Origin of the sequence: Roseateles violae, from assembly GCF_030410485.1 — a bacterium.
Classification (GTDB): Bacteria; Pseudomonadota; Gammaproteobacteria; order Burkholderiales; family Burkholderiaceae_C; genus Roseateles_D; species Roseateles_D violae.
Map to the genome: position 1 here is coordinate 693554 of NZ_JAUHHC010000004.1, position 17677 is coordinate 711230.

A 17677-nucleotide genomic window follows, 5' to 3' on the forward strand; every position below is an offset into this window, starting at 1 on the left:
AAGCGCTTGACACGGTCGCCGGTATTGACCTGGCCGCTGCTGCTGGACGTGGTGAAGTCGAACTGCACCACCAGCGGGTCGCCGAGGTACTCGTACACGTCGCCGGCGCGCGGCCCGTCGCTGACGAGCACGGTCGCACCGGTGCCGAGCGCGAGCACGTTGTCGCTGCTGGTGTAGCTGTGCGGCACGCTGATGTGGTTCTGCGTGCCGATGTAGTTGCGCGCCAGGCCGACGCCCAGCGAGGCCCCGATGCCGCCGACCGAGCCGCCGACACCGACGCCGATCGCGGCGGAGACGATGATGGCGTCGATGCTGGACTTGTTCTCGGCGCGCAGCGCCACGGCGCCCGACGCGGTGAGGCTGGCCTGCGACAGATAGGCGTCGGTGCGGCCGAGGATGACGTTCTCGGCCAGCGCACCGGCGCCGGCCACGCCGATGCCCACGGTGCCGGCGGCACCGAGGGCCACCGAGGCCGCGGCCGACACGGCCCGGATCGTGGCCACATCTTCAGCGTCCAGCCGGATGTCGCCCTGCGTGGCGTGCACCGTGGCGCCGCTGACCGTCGCCAGCACGCTGTTGTTGATCGTGTTCTGGGCCAGGGCCACGCCGATCGAGACGCCCACGCCCACGGTCCCCGCGCCGATGCCAATGGCGACCGCGCCGGCAAAGGCGCTGATCGTCGAGCGATCGTCTGCCGTCAGGTCGACGCTCGAGGCCTCGATCACGGCGCCCGCGCCGCCGATGGCGCTGCGGACATCGGCGGCGATGCGGTTCTCCGAGAACACGCCGGAGCCGGCAATACCCACGCCCACATTGCCCGCGCCCACCGCCGCCGAACCCGCGAACACGATGGAATCGATGTTCTGGCGTGCCAGCGAGTCGAGCCGCAGCTCGCCAGCGGCGATGACGCTGCTGCCGCTGAGGTAGGACCGCACCTCGATCGGGCTCGGATCGGAACCCGGCTCCCAGCCGATGAAATTGCGCGCCACCGAGACGCCGATGGCCGCGCCGACGCCGACCTGGCCGACCCCGACCGCGATGGACAGCGAGAGGACGACGGAGGAGATGTTGATCGTGCTGACCGCGCTCAGCGAGACGTCGCCGGCGCTGTGCAGCACGCTGTCCTCGGCGAAGGCATTGGTCGTACCCAGGATGACGTTCTGCGCCACCGCGCCGGCGCCGGCGAGGCCGATGCCGACCGTGCCCAGGCCGATGGACACCGAGCCAGCGGCCGACAGCGCCTCGATCGAGCCCTTGCTGACGCTCACCGTCAGCGGCGCGCCGATCGCGCTCGTGCGCTCGAGCACGAAGGTCTGGCCGTCCGGCGCCACCACCAGCCAGTTGCTGCCCGGCACCGACTCGGAAACCTTCAGCTTGTCGACCCGCAGCCAGTGCGAGGCATCCGCGTAGTTCTGCGTGGCGAGATTGGCGTTCTTGCCGTCGTTGTCGCTGCCGACATAGCGGTAGACGCCGGCGGCCGTCTTCACCGTCGTGCCGTCGCTCAGGTTGTAGAGGCTGCGCAGCGACTGGCCGTCGGTGCCGCCGGCCGGTGGCGTCAGCGGGATCGCCACCGGCGTGTCGGCCTTGGCGTTCGCCTCCGAGCTCGCGAGCTCGATCACCTTGGCACTGACATTGATGACGTAATAGGTCTGTCCGCTGACCAGCCCGCCGATGGCCGGGCCGCCCTTGGCGTCGTAGAGGACCTTGTCGCCGGTGGCATAGGGATGCGAGGCGTCGAAGACGAGCTGCTTGCCGTTCTGCACGCTGCCGATGTCGATGCGCCCGCTTTCGGGCGTCAGCATCGCCTCGGGTGTGACCGACTCGGTGACGGCCAGCGGCGCCATGCCGGCGGCCTGCAGGGCCGCGTCCATGGCCGCGCGCAGCCGGCCCAGCAGCAGCGCGTCGCCCTTGGCGTCCTGCGTGGCCTCGTTGAGCGCCGCGGTCTCGCCGATGTCCTGGTCGGCCGTCGCCGCGTCCGCCAGTTCGTCGGCGGTCAGCAGGCCGCCGAGGTTCACGTCGAACAGGTGCCGGCCCTGCTGCAGCGCGGTGATCGTGAGGTCGCCGGACGAGCTACTGACGCCGCTGTCGGCATCGCGGATGAAGGCATCGACGTGGTTGTCGATCTCGTTGAAGGCCAGCGACAGGCCGATCGATATCGCCGCGCCCACCTCGGCGCCGAAGCCCACGGCCACCGAGGCCGCACCGGCGATGGACTTGATGCCCGGCGAGTCGTCGGCCAGGATCTGCACGCTGCCGGCGCGGATGCCGGCGCTTCCATCGCGGTCGATGAAGGCCAGGGTATCGAGAGCGATCTTGTTCTCGGCATAGCTGCCGGCACCGCTCAGCGCGATGCCGACCTCGGTGCCGCCGCCGATGCCCGCGGCCAGCGCAACGACGACCGCGTCGATGCTCTCGGTGGAATGGGCGCCGACGCTCAGGTCGCCGGCCGCGCGCACGCTGCTGTCGACGATGGAGGCCTGGATCTGCGAGGCGTTCTTCGCCGCATTGACCTGCTTCCACAGCCGCGAATCGCGGTACTGCTGGATGCGCAGGTCGAAGCCCTGGGCTCCCGCGGTGTCCGGATCGCTGTCGTTGGCCGGCGGGCCGATGTATTCGTAGATGTCGCCGGCCAGCGCGCCCTCGACCACGCGCACCTTCAGCCCCGGGGTCAGCGTGGGCTGTCGCGGCGCGTTCTTGTCGCCCTGGCTGGGCACGTCGACATCGGCCGTCACGCCCGGCGCGTTCGGGTCCCAGCCGATGAAGTTGCGCGCCACGGCAATGCCGACGGCGGCGGCGACGCCGACGCCGTCGGTGCCCAGGCCCACCGCCACCGCCACGCCGGCGACGGTGGCGTGGATCTCGGCGGTGCCCGTGGCCTCCACCGTCACATCGCCGACCGAATGCGCATTGCTGCCGATGACGCTGCCCTCGATGTCGGCATGCGTGTGCGAGAGCACGATATTGGTCGACTCCGCCGCGCCGCCGGCGACGCCGACGCCGATGCTGCCGACCGCCACCGCCACGGCGGCCGCGATGGTGACCACCCCGACCGAGGACGCGTCGCTGGCCGTGACGAGCACGTCGGCGCCGCCGGTGTCCACGCGACCCAGGTTCACCAGGCTGGCGCCGACCTCCTTCTCGATCCGGTTGTGCGCGAGCGCCAGGCCCAGCGAGACCGCGATGCCGGGTCCATCGGTCGTGCCGCCGATGCTGGCGGCGGCGGCCATGCCGAAGGCATTGATCGTCGAATCGTCGCTGGCCGTCACGCTCAGCAGGCCGTCGGCATCGACGGTGCCCGAGGCCTCGGGGTTGGCGGCGTCCGGCGCGTTCGTGTTGGCGATGCGCGCCGTGATGCTGTTGTCGATCTCGTTGAAGCTGAGCGCGCCGGTGGCGGCGACGCTGACCGCGCTGGCGCCGCCACTGATGGCCACCGCCAGGCCAAGCCCCAGGGCGACCGAGGTGATCTCGGCCTCGCTGTCGGCCGAGACGGTGAAGCCGCCGGCCGACTCGATGTCCGAATCGAGCACCTCGGCGACCAGCGTGTTCTCGATCTCGTTGACGGTGAGCGAGAAGCCCAGCGAGGCCGCGATGGCGGTCTCCTGGCTTAGCGCGAAGCTCAGCGCCGCGGCGCCGGCAACCGAGACGATCGACGAATCGTCCTCGGCCGTGACGGCGATGCCGCTGCTGCCGCCGCCGCGGTTCTGCAGCAGGCTGTCGCCGCGCACGCGGGCCTGGGTGTTGTTGCGCACCTTGTTGTAGCCGACCGAGCCGGCCAGGCTGACCGCGCCCACGGCGCCGCTGGCCGAGGCCCCCAGGCTGCCGGCGGCGCCGATGGCCAGGGCCAGGATCTGGCCGCTGCTGTGCGCATCGACGGTGATGGCGTCGCCCGCGCTCAGCCGGGAGTCGTCGACCTCGGCCCAGGCCAGATTGCCCTCGCCGTCGCCGTCGATGCGGTTGATCGCAAAGGAGCCGCCGATGGCGACGGCCGCGGCCGTGCCCTGGGTGGACTGGCCGATGGCGATGGCCAGCACGCCGGCGCCGGCGATGATTTGCGCATCGTTGTGCGCGCTGACGTCGACGGCGCCTTCGGCGTCGACATGGCTGCGGCGCACGGCGGCCACGGTGTCGGCATCGATGTTGTTGACCGAGCCCGAGCCGGCCAGCGCCCCCGCGAAGCCGGTGCCCGACTGCTGGGCGATCGCGCCGCCGAAGGCACCGGCGACCGAGAAGGTCTTGATGCTGCCGCTGGAGAGGGCCTCGACCGTGATGCCGCCGCTGGCCTGCGGGTCCCACAGGATCTCGCTGTCCTCGAGCAGGGCCTCCGTGTCGGTGGCGATGGTGTTGACGGCAATGGCCACGCCCGCCGACAAGGCCACGCTGGTGCCCCTGCCCGAGGCCTGGGCCAGCGAGACGCTGCCGGCGAGGGCGAAGATGTCGGCATCGTTGCCGGCGTGCACGAGGGCATCGCTGACGGCGTCACCGCCGAGCAGGATCGCCTCGCTGTCGAGCATGCGGGCGCGCGTGTGCCCGCTGATGAAGTTCAGCGCCACCGAGCCCGCCAGCGAGCCGGTCACGGTGCTGCCGCCGCCGCTCGTCTTGCCGCCGGCGGCCACGGCGCCGGCGCCGCCGGCCGCCAGGCTCCAGATATTGGAGACGTCGTCGGCCGTCACCGACAGGCGGCGCTGGGCCGTCTCGACGACGAAGTCCTGGAAGTCGACGCTGCGCAGCGTCAGATGGGCATCGTCGATGAAGGCGTCGGTGCGCGCGTCGATGCCGTTGTAGCTGAAGGCGCCGGCCAGCGCGACGGCGTTGGCGCCCGAGTCGGTCTTGGCCAGCGCCAGGCCGCCGGTGGCCGAGACGATGTCGTTGTGGTTGACCGCCTTGATGTCGACGGCGTCCGCCCTGACCACGTAATCGGTCAGCGAGGCGCGGGTGACATCGGTGACATGGTTGATGGACACCGCGGCGGCCACGGCCAGGCTGCTATTGGCCTGCTGGTCCTTCTGTCCCTGGGTGGGTGCACCCGCGGCGGCCGGCACGTTGCCGGCCTGCCCGGCGGCGCCGGCCGCCGGCGCGTTGCCGCCGGCATTGGCCTGCGGCGTGTCGGGCGATCCGTTGGCCACCGCTCCGGCCACGGTGAAGGCGTAGAGGCCGCCGGCCACGCTGGCGCGCGCGGTGACCGCGCCGACCACGTCGATGCCCTCGGCCTGGCTCACGTCGACGCCGTTGTCGTCCAACTCGCCGATGATGGCGCGCGTGTCCCGATCGATCTCGTTGATGGCCACCGAGATGCCGGCGCCGATGGCCTTGCTCTTGGCCACGCCGCCGGCCCAGTTGATCTGCGTCTCCAGGCTGCCGCCATAGACGTCGACGCGGCCACCGGTGATGCGCGAGCCCTGGGCGATATGGGCCAGCGTGTCGCTGTCCTGCTTCAGGAAGGAGAAGGTGCCGCCGACGGCCAGCTTGCCGGCGTCGGCGCCGGCCTGGTTGAAGGAGAAGCCCATGATGGCTTCCTCGGCCTTGACGTTCAGGCCCGACTGCTGGCCGCTGTAAAGGTCGACGTCCTTCTCGATGATGGCGTGCGTGGTGTTGTTCAGGAAGCGCAGGCTGATGGCGCCGCCGATACCGCCCTTGCCGCCCTTGGTCGGGGTGAGGCTGGCATCGAAGGAGGGGTCGATTTCGTCCAGGCCGTTGGCGGCGAACCGCAGCGGGTCGCTGATCTCGATGCTGGGCAGCTGGAAGGCGAACACGCCGGTCACGCCCATGAACTGCATCCAGTTCGTCGCCTCGATCGAGACCACATGCTCGTCGACATTGTTGGCGTTGGCGCTGTGGGTGACGTTGTCGTTGTTGGCCGGGTCGTAGTTGTCCGGGTCGCTGTAGTACTCGGGCGCCGGGCGGTAGAACGGGTCCTGGTTGATGACGGCGCCGCTGCGCACGATGGACTCGGCGACGTTGTTGAACACCAGGACGTTGATCGAGCCCGCCACCGCCACCTTGTCGGCCGAGGTGGTGCTGCGCGTGAAGGTGTTCATCAGCGACCTCAGCCCGCCCGACCCGTCGAGGTAGGTGTTGAAGAAGTCGAAGCCCTTGCTGGAAATGTTGTCGCTCAACTCGCCGGCCGAGGCGGGCACGAACTCGTCGAGGCGGGTCAGGAAGGGATAGGTCACGCCCGACAGCAGGCGCAGGGCGCGCATCGAGTCGAGATGGGCGCCGCCTTCGATGATGGCGCGCGAAGCGTTGTTGATCACGCCCACGGTGAGGGCGGCGGCGATGCTGTTGTCGGCCGAGGTGTTGGGCTCTGCCTTGCCCGTGTTCGTGTCCGTCTTGCCCTTCTGCTCCTCGCCGGTGCTTTCGGCGCTGATCGAGAGTTCCTCGGTGATGCCCGAGGTCAACTCCATATCGTCGTTGGAGTTCAGGTCCGCGGTGGAGCGGATGAGGGTCTCGACGACGTGATCGGTGAAGCTGAAGGCCAGCGCGCCCGCCACCTGCCCCAAGGGCTTGCCGTTGGCGCCACCGGCGTTGCTGTTGGCCTGGTACCTGGCCGCCACCTGGCCGACCAGGTTGTCGAAGAAGCTTTGCTTGTAGTCGAAGCCGCTCTTCGGCGTCTTGGGCTTGTCGCGATCCTCGGCCTCGAAGCCGGCGGTAGCCGAGGCCGTGTCGCTGGCCCCCAGGGCCGAGCCGATGCCGAAGGTGAGGAAGGTCGAGTCCAGAATCTGCGTCGCCGCCAGGCGGTAGCTCTGGCCCGCCGGCAGCGGCGTCACGGCGCCGAGCTTGATGCGGGCGACGCCGCCGCGGGTCTCGTTTTCCAGCGCGCCGAGCTGGAAGGTCTGCTTGTCGACCAGGCGCTGGTCGCCGATCAGATTGAACTGGTCGGTGCCGGCCATGATGTAGTAGAGGCCACCATGCTCCAGCCCCTCGATCATCGGCGTGTAGATCTGGCCGTCGATGAGGCCGTCGGGGTCGCGCCAGCGCGAAATCTGCTCGCCGTCGGCGTCGAGTTCGGGCGTGCCGTCCGGGTTGAAGCTGGGCACGACGCGGTCATTGTCGTCATGGCCCGGCTCGAAGAAGTTGACCGCCTGGCCGAGCTCGAAGGTGTTGCCCGGGCCGTTGACGGTGATCTTGTCGCCGACGATGTCGTCCTGCGTGAAGCGGTTCGAGTTGGTACTGGGCGAGAAGTCGACCGGCCCGTACAAGGCCGTCGCCGCCGCGAGGGCTTGTGCAATCGCGATCGGCCCGATGGCGCCCGAGGCCGCCACGAACTCGGCGATCGCCTTGGCCTTCGCCTCGGCCGGGGTCAACAGGTCGATCGGCACGCCGTCAATAGCGTTCTGCTCGTTGCGCGCCAGCTGGACGTAGCGGCTTTCGTCGACGGCCGTCGTCGGGTCGTCTTCCAGCGCGATGACGGTGTAGGTCTCGCCGTTGGTCAGGCCGCCGATGCTCATGCCGCGGCGCGACGAATAATCGGCCGTGTCCTCGGTGACGACGACCCAGTTGTTGGCCTGATTGGCCTGGTTGTAGACCGAGATGCGGTTGTTAGCGAAGTCGACGTAACCCCAGGGTTCGGAGGTGACGCGCCACAGCGTCGGATCGCGGTAGTTCTGCTTGGCCACTGCGAGGTCGATGCCGGCGGCGTTGGAGACCCGCGGCCCGATGTACTCGAACACGGTCCCGGCCGGCATCAGCAGGTCGGACCAGCCGGCCGGGTCGGTGGCCGATACCGGCACCTCTTCGGTCACCTGCACGGTGTCGCCGACGATGCCGTTGGCGTCGTCGGCCGGCATCAGGCGCTTGACGGTGGCCGCGCTGGTCACGGCCGCGGCCTTCAGCGTCGGGTCGAACTCGAACTTGACGACCTCGCCGCCGTTCGTGTTCATGTCCGCCTGCACCTTGCCGGCTACGTCGGCGCGGATATCGGCCTTGGAGAACTGCAGCGCCAGCGACAGCGCCGCGACGCCATCGGCGAACAGGCCGGCCTCCGATTCGGCCTCGGACTCGGTCTCGCCCAGCGCGCGGATGTTGACGGTGCGGCCGCCATGCACCTCGGCTGTGGGCGCCACGGTGGTCAGCGAGCTCAGGCGCGCCCAGCTGACGGCCAGCGAGGCCGCGAAGGGGACGGACTTCCGCCCTTTCACCGGGCCCTCTTCCTCGACCTCGGTGGCGGTGGACATGGCCGCCGTGGCGCTGCCGTCCGAGGTGATGTTGACGGCACCGCCGCCTTCGATCTTGGCGCCGGCCCGCACATCGATGCTCGCCTTGGCGTCCGCCTGCGCGTAGCCGAGGCTGAAGAGCAGGCTGGAGGCCTGGCCGCTGGCGTCGGCCGAGGCGGTGGCATAGATGCCGATCACGTCGCCGGCCAGGATCTGGGCACCGGCGCCGATGTCGACATGCGCTTCCGAGGCCTTCACCAGCACCTTGATCGGCAGTGCGATGAAGTCTTGCAGCAGGCTCAGGCCGGGATCGACGAACCACTGCTTCTGCAGCGTCGTCAGCCCCAGCTGGGTGGCGATGTCGCGGTCCTCGGCCTGCGCCACCAGGTAGATGTTGGCGGCTTGGAGCTGGGCACCGGCGCCGATATCGATGTCGACGGAACGGGCGATATAGCCCGAGGGCAGCAGGTTCTCGATGTCCGGCGTGCCGATGCGGCGGGCGCGGAAGACGATGTCGTTGTCGGCATCGCTGGCATTGGGAGCCAGCGTCGACAGGATCGCGCCGGGCTTGACCTGGATGTTCGCGGCAAACACCTCGAGATAGCCGCCGTGCGTCGCCACGTCGCCCTCGAACACCACCTTGTCCACGTAGATGTCGGTCAGCGGATTGGGCCGACCGGCGAAGTTGCCATAGATCTGCAGGTCGGCGGCGAAGCTGCCATCCAGCCCCTGCACATGGATGGTGTCGGCGCCGAAGCTGCCGTTGATCGTCAGCGACTCGGTCGGGGCCTGGAAGTCGATGGTCGAGCCGAAGACCAGGCCCTCGCTGGTGAAGCGCAGATTGTTGAAGAGCAGTTGCATCTGCCCGTCGCCGGGCGTGCCGATGTCGCGCAGCACCATGTCGTCGGCGAATACCGTGCCGCTGAGGGTCAGGTTGGCGGCGTCGCCCTCCGTCAGCGTCTCGGGGTCCATGCCGGTGTAGACCACATGGCGGCCATAGAGGTCGACGGCGCCGCCCTGCTCGGCGACGGTGGGCACGAAGACGTCGGTGGTGACGCCGTTGGAGACGGCGAAGCCGTCGCGGAGCTCATTGCCGGCCAGGATGCCGCCGTGCAGCGTGCCGCTGAGCGAACCGCCCGCCTCGAACAGGAAGTAGTCGTTGACGTCGTCGCGCCCGACCAGCGACTCGAAACCGCTGAAATGGATGCCCGCCACATCGCCGGCATTGGGGCCGCTGATCGTCCAGTTGGCGATGGTCGCGCCCTCGGCGCTCGGGTCCTCGGCCTCGGGCGGGCGCGGGCCGACGAGGCTGTCGGCCGCCGCGCTGCCCACCAGGATGTCGATGCGGTCGAAGGCGGCGACGTCGGTGGCCTGGGCGGGCAGCGGTTCCGGCTCGCCGGGCACATAGACCTTCAGGTTCACCGTCACGCCGCTGCTGCGGCTGGCGAAGCTCAGCGTGTCCGGCGCGGCCACGCCGGTGTCGCCGACCTCGCGGCTCAGGCCGCCATCGACCAGGCCGCTGATCGAGCCGCCGGCGAGCAGGCGGAACTCATCCGCCGCCTCGCCGCCGATCACGCCTTCGATCGAGCTGAACCGCGTCTGGCCGTTGACCACGCCGGCATCGGCGCCATCGATCAGCCAGAGGTTGTCGATATTGGCGCCGATCAGCGAGTCGTAGCCCAGCGCGCCGCCGTTGCCGCCGTCAATAGCGCCGCTGATGCGGCCGACGCCGCTGTCGCCGCTGCGCAGGATGAAGAGGTCGTCGCCGGTGCCGCCCCGCAGGTTCTCGAAGGCCTGGAAATGGGTGATGCCGCTGGCAGAGCCCCGATTGAGACCGTCGATGGTCCAGCTGACGCCGCCGCTCGCGCTTTCGTCGGGGCCGGTCAGCGTGTCGTTGCCGGCGCCGCCGTCGACCTCGACGATCAGATCCACCGGCAGCAGCACGCCCACCGTCACGCGGTCGTCGCCGCCGCGCGCCAGGATGTGCACCTCGGCGACGCCGCTGCCGTCGCTGCCGAAGGTCTGCACATGTTCGCTGGCCAGGCCGGCGTCCAGCACGAAGTCCAGGATGACGCCGGCGTCGTTGAAGTCCGGCGACAGCACGAAGCCGACCGCGTCGGCGCTTTCGCGCAAGGTGGCGGTGAGGATGCCGCCGCTGAATTGCAGCAGCGCGCCGCTGAAGCCGGCGTCCAGCGCGTTGATGCTGATGCGGTCGTCGCCGCTGCCGGTGATCAGCGACAGCGAACCGCTGGGGCTGGCGAAGCTGAAGCTGGAGCTGGCGCCATTGCTGAAGCTGAAGTTGTCCAGACGCACGCGCGTCTGGCCCGGGGCCGGCGTGTCGACGACGATATCGGTGTCGAAGATCGAACCGGTGAACACGACATGGTTGCCGGTGGTGACCAGCGCGTCGTAACGGTCCATGCCGCTGAAGTTGCCGCCGTGACCGGTGGCGCCCGACTGGTCGGCGCCCGTGGGCTGGTAGGCGGTGATGTGGCCGCTGGCGTCCTGCGCCGCAAAGCCGTCCAGGCCGCCCGCGCCGCCGGCGATCATGCCACTGATGCTGCCGCTGCCGACGAAGACAAAGGCGTCGTTGCTGCTGGCCTGGCCCGTGAGACTCTCGAAGCCGGCGAAGGCCATGCCGTCGACGCTGCCGCTGTTGCCGCCGGTGATGTCCCAGCGGGTCTGGTCCAGCACCGCGACCGGACCGATCAGGGTGTCGCTGGCGGCGCTGCCCACCACGCTTTGCAGATGGGCAAAGGCATGCACGGCCGTGCCCAGGGCCTGCTCCAGGTCCACCGTCACCGGCGCGCCGAAACCGCTGTAGTCCAGCGTGTCCAGCGCCGGTGCGGCGCTGTCGATGACGCCGCCGTCCAGCGTGCCCGCCACCGAGGCACCGGCGCTCAGCTTGAAGGTGTCGTCGGCGCTGCCGCCGGTGAAGTTCTCGATGGCATCGAAATGCAGGTCACCGAGCTGACCCTTCCCGGCGCCACTGAGCTTCCACAGATTGACCGCGTTGGCGCCGAACAGCGTGTCGACGCCGGCGCCGCCGAGGAGCTCTCCATCCAGCGAGGCGCCGGCCTGCAGACGGAATTCGTCCTTGGCACTACCGCCCGTGAGGTTCTCGATGGCCCGGAAGGCAGCGCCGTTGAGCATGCCGGCATTGACATCGAACAGGCTCCAGCTGTTGTCCTGGTTGCCGCCGATCAGCGTGTCTTCGCCGTTGCCACCGTCGAGCTGACCACTCAGCGCGGCCGCCCCGACAAAGCTGAAGCGGTCGTCGCCGCCGCGGCCGCTGAGGTTCTCGATCCCGCTGAAGCCACTGATGCCCTGCGCCGAACCGGCATTGGCCGCGCTGATCAGCCAGTCGGTGTCGACGTCGGGGCCGATCAGCGTGTCGGTGCCCTCGCCGCCCTTGATCGTCAAGGGCACCGACAGCGCATCGGTGCTGATGCGGTCGTTGCCCGCGCCGGCATCGAGCACCAGACCGAGGATGCCGACGGTCTCGTTGCCGAGGGTGAGCGTCTTCGATGCTGCCGCGTCATCGAGATAAGTCAGGTTGACGACCACCCCGCCGTTGGCCGAGGTCGCCGACTGGTGGATCTCCACCACGTCGTCGCTGCCGGCAAAGCTGACCGTATAGACACCCGCGGCGCTTGCGGTCATCGGGTCGGCCGAAAGAAGCAGACGCGGCTCCAGCGCTTCCAGCCGCAGCGAGGGCCGCCGCGCCAGAGGGCTGCTCGCCTTCTGTGCCATCGCCCAACGGGCGTGTTGGGACTGGGCGATACGGCTCTTCAGCTGACGCAGCAACTGCATGGCGGTCTCCTCAGGCACACCTGATTCGGGGGCGTGGACGCCCTTCTCGCGCACCGCCGGCATCAGGAGACCGGGGAGGCTCGCCGCCTTGAACTACCGCAACCAGGACCTTTGACGCAGCGTCGACGCCATCAAAAGCCTTTACAGCTAGCAGGGATTCTGGCTTGTAAACGGATGTTGCAGCAGGTCGGCGATGCATGGACGCCCGGCAAACATTGCTTACCCCCACGATTGAAGTCGCAGGAGACCCATGAAAACCCTGGTTTGCAAGGCCGCGGGACCGACAGCTGCCCCATGTCCGCTTCGGCCTCGGCTTACCGGCGGTGGGAGCGGTCGTGGCACCCATGCCAACGGGAGCGCCGGCCGCGCCATCCAGCGCGAGCTGGGAATGCTGTTGCCGGATTTCGCTCTGCATACGAGCGCCCGCTGCGATTCCGCATCGGGCACCTGGACCGCAATCAACACGCAAGGAGCATTCATGGACACCAGCAATGACCGCCGCATGGTGACGGGACTTTTCCCGGACCGCGCGAGCGCCGAATCCGCCTACGGCTCGCTGGGCGAGCGCGGCTACAGCCCGAGCGACGTCGACGTCGTCATGTCGGATGAAACCCGGCAGAAGCATTTCGCCGACACCGGCACGGAAACCGAGCTCGGCAACAGGGCCGCCGAAGGCGCGGCCGTGGGCGGAGCCATCGGCGGCACCGTGGGTGCCATTGCCGCCGCCCTTGCCGCAGCGGGTACCACGCTCGCGCTGCCGGGGCTGGGCCTGGTCATTGCCGGGCCGCTAGCCGCGGCGCTGGCCGGCGCGGGGGCGGGCGCAGCCGGCGGCGGTCTGATCGGAGCGCTCGTGGGCTGGAACATGCCGGAAGAGCGGGTCAAGCATTACGAAGAAGGGATTCGCAAGGGCGGCATTCTGATGGGCGTGCGCGCGAAAAATGACGAGGACGCCGCGCACTTCGAGGACCGCTGGACCGCGAACAAGGCAGAGCACGTCTATCGCTGATCACCGACGCAAGCGCGCAGACTGCATCGCCGACGAAGCAAGCCTGTCGGCGCTTGCAGCTTGCGCCCCTAGGCGTGGGGATTGTTGGCGCTCGGCCGCCATTTGCAGAATGAGCGCACTCATTTCCAAGCCGTGGCTTAGAGCCGCGGCCTGGATTCGCGCTCGTTGGAAAGGAGCTTCCGATGCTCAAGTCCCGGCTTCTTCTGCTTCCCCTCCTCGGCTTGTTCTGCACCGCCAGTGGCGCGGAGGACATCGTTGCCGTCACCACCGGCGTTCAACGCATCCAGACCTTCGACAGCGCCACACCTGGAACGCTGACCCGCGATGTGGTGATCTCGGGGCTGCAGGGGACCGACTCGATCGTGGCCATCGATCGTCGGCCTTCCAACGGCCTCATCTACGGGATCACCAACAACAACCGCATCTACACCCTGGATTCGGTGAGCGGGACGGCGACCTTCGCTTTTGCGGTCAGCGCCCTCGGCGGTGTGGCGGGCGGCGGAAACACCGGCTTCGATTTCGATCCGGTCGCCGATGCGGCAGGCCAGTTCTCGCTCCGCGTCTCCGGCAACCTGCTGACTGGCAGCACCGTACAGAACGTGCGCATCAACGTCGATACCGGCGCGACGCTGGTGGACACCCCCTTCTCCTTTGCCTCGGGCGACCCGAACCAGGCGATCACGCCCCTCCTGCCCGCTTTTGCCTATACCAACAACGTCCCGGGTGCGAGCTCCACCTCCTTGTACGGCCTCGTGAGCCGTCCCGGCGCGAGCATCAATCCGCCGCTCCTGGTCAGCATGCCCAATCCCGCGGCCGGCAGCTTCAGCACGGTCGGCGCGCTCGGCCTGCCCAATCTGACCAACCCCTTCGGCTTCGACGTTTCCGGCGCGACAGGCATCGCTTACGCCGCGATCGGCACCGCCAGCGGGGCACAGCTTTTCACCATCGATCTGGCCACGGGCTCGGCCACGCTGATCGGAACGACGGGCGGCAGCCTGCCGCTTGTCGGCATTGCCGCATCGGTCCCCGAGCCCTCTGCGGCTCTCTTGCTGACGCTTGGCCTGGCGGGCTTGGGCGCCGCCGCCCTGCGCGGGCGGCGCCAGCCGGCACCGTGAAATAGACCGGCAGCGACAGGCAGCCCGGATAGCCGCGCGCCCGCTCGATGCTCGACCCGCCCCTTACTTCGCCGCCGCGGGAAAGGCCGGCAGCTTGCCGATGTCGCGCGGATCGTGCTGGATGATCAAGGTGGCCTTCAGGTTCTTCGCGATCTGCTTGATGCGCTGGATCGAGGCGATGGTCTGAGCGCGGTCGTGGTTGAAGCCGGGCACGCCCTCCTGCTCATAGTTCTCATGAAAGTGGACGGCATCGCCACTCAGGATCAGCGGCCCCATCTCCTTGAGGCGGACGAGCAGCATGCTGTGTCCCGGCGTGTGCCCCGGCGCCCGCAGCATCATGACGCTGCCATCGCCGAACACGTCCTTGTCGGCGCTCAGCGGCTCGACCTTGCGCTTCTCGGCGATCCACTCCTCGAAGCCCTTCACGTTCGCGCCGGCCATCGGCGGATTGGCGTTGATGCCCTCCCAGTCGCCCTTGCCGATGAGCAGCGTCGCGTTCTTCAGCGGGCCGAGTTGACCGGTGTGGTCGGCGTGGTAATGGCTGATGCCGACATACTTGACGTCATCGGGGTTGACGTTGATCTGCTTGAGCAACTCGACCAGCGGCTTGTTGGTCGCGCTGGGAACCGAGCCCGGCAGATAGCCGGTGTCCCAGATCATCAGATCCGCGCCGTGGCGGATGACGTAGCAGCTGAAGGTGAACGGCTTGCTGGTCTCGGTGTAGGCAAAGCTGTCGCTGAAGCGCCTCGGGTCGTTGGTCCCGCTGCCGCAATCGAGCCGCGTCAGCGAGACCTCCTGGGCCGCCGCCGACAGGGAGAGCAGCGCGCCCATGCCGAGCGCCAAGCAGAAGCTGAACTTCATATCGTCTCCTTGTGTGCGTTCGATGATAGCGGCGCACAGGCCCGGCATGGCGGGTCGTCAACGCGCTCAGGCGCGGCTCATCTCCATCACCCAGTTGGTCTCCCAGCTGCAGCCCCCATCGCTGGAGAAGGCCTGCTGCCAGCGCAGCTGCTCGGTGCCCAGCCGGTCCCATTGGTAGCGGACCCGGATCGTCCGACCGTCGTAACGATCATCCCCCTCGAAGATGCCCCGGTCGCCGTCGAAGCCGCCGACCACCGGCGGCAAGAGGTGGCCGGTGGCAGCCTCCAGACCGCCGTCGCGGTTGTTCAGCCAGAAGATGCTCCAGAGGCCGGTGAGCGGGTTGAACACCCGCAGCGACATGCCGACAAAGCCCGGGCGCCAATCGCCTTCGGGGGTGAAGTCGTCGACATTGCCGATGCCGCCCGGCAGCTTGCTCATGCGCATGCTGGCGCCGAACTGCTCCCAGTCGTCGGCGCCCTGCAGCGGCTTGAGCAGCTTGCGGTTGCGGATCCGCCAGGCACCGACGAGGAAGTCGAAATCGGCAGCTGTACCCATGATGAAGTCCTTTCTGTGTTGCAAAGCCAGCGTCAGACCGAGCGCCAAGCGGCGGCGGCGGTGAAGGCGGCGGCCAGGATGAGGATCGAGCCGACGCCGAGGGAAAGGCCACGTTGCGCGGCAGCGCCCGGACCGGCCCAGCGCTGGGCGCCGGCCGCGACGAGGGCGACCACGCCGTAGATCGCAATCTGATTGCCGGCGGTGATGGCGCTTAGCAGCAGCGCCTGCTCGGCCACACCGCGCTGCGGCGTGCGCAGAAAGCCCGGGAACACCGCCAGCATGAAGGCATAGGCCTTGGGATTGAGCAGGCAGTTCAGGACGCCGCGCAGGAAGATGGCGTCGCGCGCCTGTCCGGCCTCGCCCGGCTTCAGTTGCGGGCCGGCCGAAGGCGCTGCGCGCAGGATCGCCAGGCCGATCCAGCTCATATAGGCGCAGCCGGCCAGCAGCAGCACATTGAACGCTGCGGGCCACAGCAGCAGGAGCGCGCTCAGGCCCAGCACATTGACGATCACATGGACGAAGCCACCGACGACGATGCCGGCCAGTGCCAGCAGCCCTCCGCGCAGGCCGGCCGTCAGGGCGCTGCCCGCGACGAAGGCCATGTCCATGCCGGGCAGCACGATGATGCCGAAGGTCAGCGCGAAGTAGATCCAGAGTTCGTGGCCAGCGTCCATGGCGGGTTCCGAAAAAAAGGGGTGAAGGCAGTCTAGGCAGCACTTAGGACAGAATCGGTCCTATATCGAACGGAACCATGAACCGATGGAAAAGCCGACGAGTCGGGTGCTAGCGGTTTTGGAGCTGCTGCAATCGAACGCGCGCCTGCCCGGCGCCGAACTGGCGCGGCGGCTGGGCGTCGAGCCGCGCACCGTGCGGCGCTATATCGCGCATCTGATCGAGCTGGGCGTGCCGGTCGACGCGCAGCGCGGCCGCGACGGTGGCTATGCGCTGACGGCCGGCCACAAGCTGCCGCCGATGATGTTCACCTCGGACGAGGCGCTCGCCCTGGCGATGGGCTTGCGCGCGGCCCGCGAACTGGGGCTCAACGGCATCCTGCCCGCGATTGCCAGCACCCAGGCCAAGCTGGAGCGCGTGATGCCGCAGCCGCTGCGCCGGCGCATCGGCGATGTCAATGAGGTGGTGGCGCTGGACCTGCGCCGTCCGAGCGGCGCGCAGCCGCCGAATGCCAGCGCCGAACTGCTCGGCCTGAGCGCTGCCGCACGCGCGCAGCAGCGCGTTCGCCTGGGCTATCTGGACGCATCGCAGAGCGCGAGCGCTCGCGATGTCGACATCTATGGCCTGGCCTACCGCGGCGGCGCCTGGTATGCCGTCGGGCACTGCCATCTGCGTCGCGCCGTGCGCTCCTTTCGCCTCGATCGCGTGCAATCGGTCGAGGCGCTGCCCATCAGCTTCGGGCGCCCTCCCGGTTTCGATGTGCTGGCCTATCTGACCGAGTCCATCGCGACCCTGCCGCGCAGCCACGCGGTCGAGGCGATCCTGCATTGCGATCTGGCGACCGCGCGCCGCGCGCTCTATGCCGAGATGGGTCTGCTGGACCCCTGCGCCGAGGGGGTCAGGTTATGCGCACAGGCCGACGACCTGGAGTCGATGGCGCGCGACTTCAGCCGCCTCCCTTTCGGTTTCAGCATCGTCAAGCCGGCCGCGCTGCGCCGCGCGCTGGCCAGCCATGCGCAGGCGCTGCTTGCTCGCAGTCGCGGCTGAAGAGCAGATAGAGCTTTCGAAGTACAAGCATGAGGTGTCCCCTGGAAAAGTTGAGGATGGGCGGTTGATGAAAAAGGCGATTCGCGCCAGATATGGCTGCGCTACGCGCGGCTAGCAGTTCGGCGCGCGGACGCGATAGGGAAATTCCGCGAAGTCGGTTGCCGATTTGGCGCGGAAGCGCTGCGCCAACTTCACGGCCACCAGCCAGTCGACTCAACTGTTTCGATGCCATTCGGGTATATCAGATGCAGCGTGGTGATGCTGCCGAAAGGATCAGATCCGCCGCTCACCAGGCGCGTGATGGTCGCTTCCGTCAGCTCTGCTCGAAGCGGATCCGGATCCAGTGCCGCTGCGTCTGCCCGGGGCGCAACACGTAGCCCACCTGAGGCCAGGACGCTTCGCCGAGGTGGTGCACGGTGTCCGGCGGGTACTGGGGTTCGAGCGCCAGGCCGGCATGG

7 protein-coding genes (1 of these 7 only partly in view) are annotated in these 17677 nt (G+C 68.7%); 3 read left to right on the forward strand and 4 right to left on the reverse strand.

The features are described 5' to 3' along the window. Positions 1-11963, reverse strand: the start of a protein-coding gene (locus QWJ38_RS17545) for an LEPR-XLL domain-containing protein (protein ID WP_290360395.1). It extends 18595 nt beyond the left edge of the window; 11963 of the gene's 30558 nt are visible here — the first part of the coding sequence; its start codon is at positions 11961-11963; its stop codon lies off the left edge, out of view. Positions 11964-12441: 478 nt separating this feature from the next. Here QWJ38_RS17545 and QWJ38_RS17550 point away from each other — a divergent pair, with 478 nt between their 5' ends. Beyond that, positions 12442-12969, forward strand: a complete 528-nt coding sequence (locus QWJ38_RS17550) for a hypothetical protein (protein WP_290360396.1) — start codon at positions 12442-12444, stop codon at positions 12967-12969. 182 nt (positions 12970-13151) lie between these two features. Then, on the forward strand, positions 13152-14084 hold the full coding sequence (locus tag QWJ38_RS17555; RefSeq protein ID WP_290360397.1) for a DUF4394 domain-containing protein: 933 nt from the start codon (positions 13152-13154) through the stop codon (positions 14082-14084). A gap of 63 nt (positions 14085-14147) precedes the next feature. Here QWJ38_RS17555 and QWJ38_RS17560 read toward each other — a convergent pair whose 3' ends face one another. The 3 genes from QWJ38_RS17560 to QWJ38_RS17570 form a co-directional block, all read right to left on the reverse strand. Continuing rightward, positions 14148-14945 (reverse strand): N-acyl homoserine lactonase family protein, encoded by a 798-nt coding sequence (locus QWJ38_RS17560; RefSeq protein ID WP_290360398.1) that lies wholly within the window; start codon positions 14943-14945, stop codon positions 14148-14150. Between the two features lie 66 nt (positions 14946-15011). Continuing rightward, entirely contained in the window at positions 15012-15500 is a 489-nt protein-coding gene (locus QWJ38_RS17565; protein ID WP_290360399.1) for a hypothetical protein, read from the reverse strand. Positions 15501-15532: 32 nt separating this feature from the next. Beyond that, a complete protein-coding gene (locus QWJ38_RS17570; protein WP_290360400.1) occupies positions 15533-16174 on the reverse strand; it encodes a LysE family translocator in 642 nt (213 codons plus the stop codon). 85 nt (positions 16175-16259) lie between these two features. On the opposite strand from QWJ38_RS17570, the gene QWJ38_RS17575 reads away from it, so the two are divergent. After that, a complete protein-coding gene (locus tag QWJ38_RS17575) occupies positions 16260-17219 on the forward strand; it encodes a helix-turn-helix transcriptional regulator (RefSeq protein WP_290360401.1) in 960 nt (319 codons plus the stop codon). The last annotated feature ends 458 nt before the right edge of the window (positions 17220-17677 follow it).

Coding starts and splice junctions, on each gene's coding strand:
- QWJ38_RS17555 (WP_290360397.1), top strand. CDS start 13,152: ATGCTCAAGTCCCGGCTTCTTCTGCTTCCCCTCCTCGGCTTGTTCTGC.
- QWJ38_RS17570 (WP_290360400.1), bottom strand. CDS start 16,174: ATGGACGCTGGCCACGAACTCTGGATCTACTTCGCGCTGACCTTCGGC.
- QWJ38_RS17575 (WP_290360401.1), top strand. CDS start 16,260: ATGGAAAAGCCGACGAGTCGGGTGCTAGCGGTTTTGGAGCTGCTGCAA.
- QWJ38_RS17560 (WP_290360398.1), bottom strand. CDS start 14,945: ATGAAGTTCAGCTTCTGCTTGGCGCTCGGCATGGGCGCGCTGCTCTCC.
- QWJ38_RS17550 (WP_290360396.1), top strand. CDS start 12,442: ATGGACACCAGCAATGACCGCCGCATGGTGACGGGACTTTTCCCGGAC.
- QWJ38_RS17565 (WP_290360399.1), bottom strand. CDS start 15,500: ATGGGTACAGCTGCCGATTTCGACTTCCTCGTCGGTGCCTGGCGGATC.